Source organism: Kocuria sp. CCUG 69068 (assembly GCF_020833785.1).
In the GTDB taxonomy this organism is placed as follows: domain Bacteria; phylum Actinomycetota; class Actinomycetes; order Actinomycetales; family Micrococcaceae; genus Kocuria; species Kocuria rosea.
The window spans coordinates 1-2,365 of sequence record NZ_PDDL01000210.1 but is presented as its reverse complement, the minus strand read 5'-3'; the positions used below and the strand labels follow the sequence as shown (position 1 = coordinate 2,365).

The following is a 2,365-nucleotide window of genomic DNA, read 5'->3' as shown; positions in this document are numbered from 1 at the left end:
GCGTCCGGGATGTCCCTGCGCAACCGCATCCCCGCCCGCGCGCTCGAGCAGGTCGTGCGGGCCATGGTCACCGACCCCACGGGGGCGCTGACCCCCGGCGCCCGGGCGCTCCCGGTGGCCGGCGGCAGCGGGACCCTCGCCGGCCGGTTCGACGACGACGCCGAGCGCCCCGGGCGAGGCCTGGCGCGGGCGAAGACAGGCACGCTGAACTCCGTGGTCGCCCTCAGCGGGCACGTCAGCACGGACGGGGGGCGGCTGCTGACGTTCTCCGTGGTGCTCAACGAGGTCGCCGACCCCGCCGCCGCCCGGGACGCCGTGGACCGCGCGGTGGCGGCCCTGGCCCTCCTGTGACGGCCCGCGCCGGGCGCTCCCAGGCGCGTGTGGTTGCATGAGGCCATGAGCGCAGCACAACGACCGCCGGAGACGGACGCGCCCGGGATCGTCCGGTGGGACCTCGCGGCCTCAGCCGCCGCCCGGCTCACGCCGCCGGGGCCGAGGATGTCCGCCCGGGCCATGCAGGCGGCGGTGGCCTCCATGCGCCGCCACGCCGAGGCGTCCGTGGACCATGTCCACCGGATCACCGGGCTCGAGGCGGCGCGGGACCTGCGGGACTCCACCGTGCTGGTCGTGGACCGCGCCGGGTGGTCGAAGGCCAACGCCCAGGCCTTCGAGGTGCTCATGGAGCCGGCGGTCGAGGCCCTGCGCCGGCGCCGCCCGGAGCAGTTCGGCGCGGCCGCCACCGCCCTCGGCGGCACGGCCACCGCCATGGAGATGGCGGCGGTCCTCGGGTTCCTCTCCGCGAAGGTCCTGGGCCAGTACGACCCGTACGCCGGGCTGGTCTCCGCCGTGGCCGCGCAGCGGCACCCCGGCGGGCGGCTGATGCTCGTCGCGCCCAACATCCTCACGGTCGAGCGGGAGCTCAACGTCGAGCCGGAGGACTTCCGGCTGTGGGTCTGCCTCCACGAGCAGACCCACCGCGTCCAGTTCGCCGCGGCCCCGTGGCTGCGCGAGCACATGATCGAGCAGATCAACGAGCTCGCCGACTCCCTCATGGGGCACGCCGAGACCCTCGGGGCGCGGCTCACGGAAGCGGTCCGCTCCCTGCCCGGGCGCGGCGCGGGGGCGGAGGAGCCCCGGGCCTCCCTCGGCGTGGTGGGCCTGCTCATGGGGCGGCGGGAGCGGGAGGTGCTCTCCCACCTCACCGCCGTGATGAGCCTGCTCGAGGGGCACGCGAACTTCGTGATGGACGGGGTGGACGCCTCCGTGGTGCCCTCCGTGAAGACGATCCGGCGGCGCTTCGAGCGGCGCTCCGAGCTCCAGGGCAGCCTCGACCGCTTCGTCCGGCGCCTGCTCGGGATGGACGCGAAGATGCGCCAGTACAGCGACGGCCAGCGGTTCGTCACGACCGTGGTGGGGACCGTGGGGCTGGAGTCGTTCAACCGGATCTGGGAGGCCCCGGAGCACCTTCCCACGGAGGCCGAGATCCACGCCCCGGAGCGCTGGATCGAGCGCGTGCTGGGCCCGGGCGCACCGCCGCGCCGGCTCCTCCCCGCCCCGGAGCCGCCGGGAATGTGGTAGACACCACGCACCCCCGTTTGACATGCAGATTCATACACATTAGGGGTGGGGCGCCCCGCCTCGGAGACCTCGGTCACGGCGCGACACGCGGTAGGCCGGATCACCTTTGTGTGACAAAATCTTTACGTGAGCACAGAGAATATCGAACAGCAGGTCAAGCTGTACGGCCAGCCCCTGTCGGAGCGCTTCGGCACGGTCGTCCAGGCCTACGGCATCACGCAGCGGCGACTGGCCGAGGTCCTCGGCCTCTCCGCCCCCATGCTGTCGCAGCTCAACAGCGGCCGCCGGATCAAGATCGGCAACCCGGCGGTCTACGAGCGCCTGGTGATGCTGGAGCAGCGCATCGGCACCCCGGACATCGAGGAGGTCCTCGCCGCGGTCGAGGCCTCGCAGCCCGTGCTGTCGACCACGCAGATCCAGGCCGGCATCCACAGCGAGACCAACGCCGTCGCGGCCCTCGCGCACGTGGTCCCGCGGCACGAGCTCGAGGCCGCCCTGGACCTGCTCGGCGAGACCGCCCCGACCCTCGCCAAGGTCGTGCGCCTGGCCGTGCGGGAGTCGCAGAACCAGCAGGCCGCGAGCGACCGCGAGGACGCCCGCCGGTGACCCAGTTCGCCCGCCGCGGCCGACTGTCCCCGGACGTCGCCGCGGGGCGGCGCCGTGTGCTCGACTCCGTCCGGCAGCACGTCCCCCGGACCTCCGCGGAGCCCCCGCTCGTGCTGGTGGCCTGCAGCGGCGGCCCCGACTCCCTCGCGCTGGCCGCCGCCGCGGCCCACTTCGCCCGGCG

The 2,365-nt window shown here is 74.4% G+C and carries 3 protein-coding genes and 1 pseudogene; all 4 read left to right on the top strand.

Annotated elements, in window-relative coordinates:
- A partial coding sequence (locus CRM73_RS18935) for a D-alanyl-D-alanine carboxypeptidase (protein WP_229588761.1) occupies window positions 1–351 on the top strand: 351 nt, incomplete at its 5' end.
- A gap of 45 nt (window positions 352–396) precedes the next feature.
- Window positions 397–1,578: a zinc-dependent metalloprotease gene (locus CRM73_RS18930; protein ID WP_095650867.1), complete on the top strand. Its 1,182-nt coding sequence runs from the start codon at window positions 397–399 to the stop codon at window positions 1,576–1,578.
- Between the two features lie 126 nt (window positions 1,579–1,704).
- Complete coding sequence (locus CRM73_RS18925; protein WP_017832040.1) at window positions 1,705–2,184, top strand: hypothetical protein; 480 nt, start codon at window positions 1,705–1,707, stop codon at window positions 2,182–2,184.
- A gap of 56 nt (window positions 2,185–2,240) precedes the next feature.
- Window positions 2,241–2,365, top strand: a pseudogene (locus CRM73_RS18920) (tRNA(Ile)-lysidine synthetase); the annotation flags it as partial.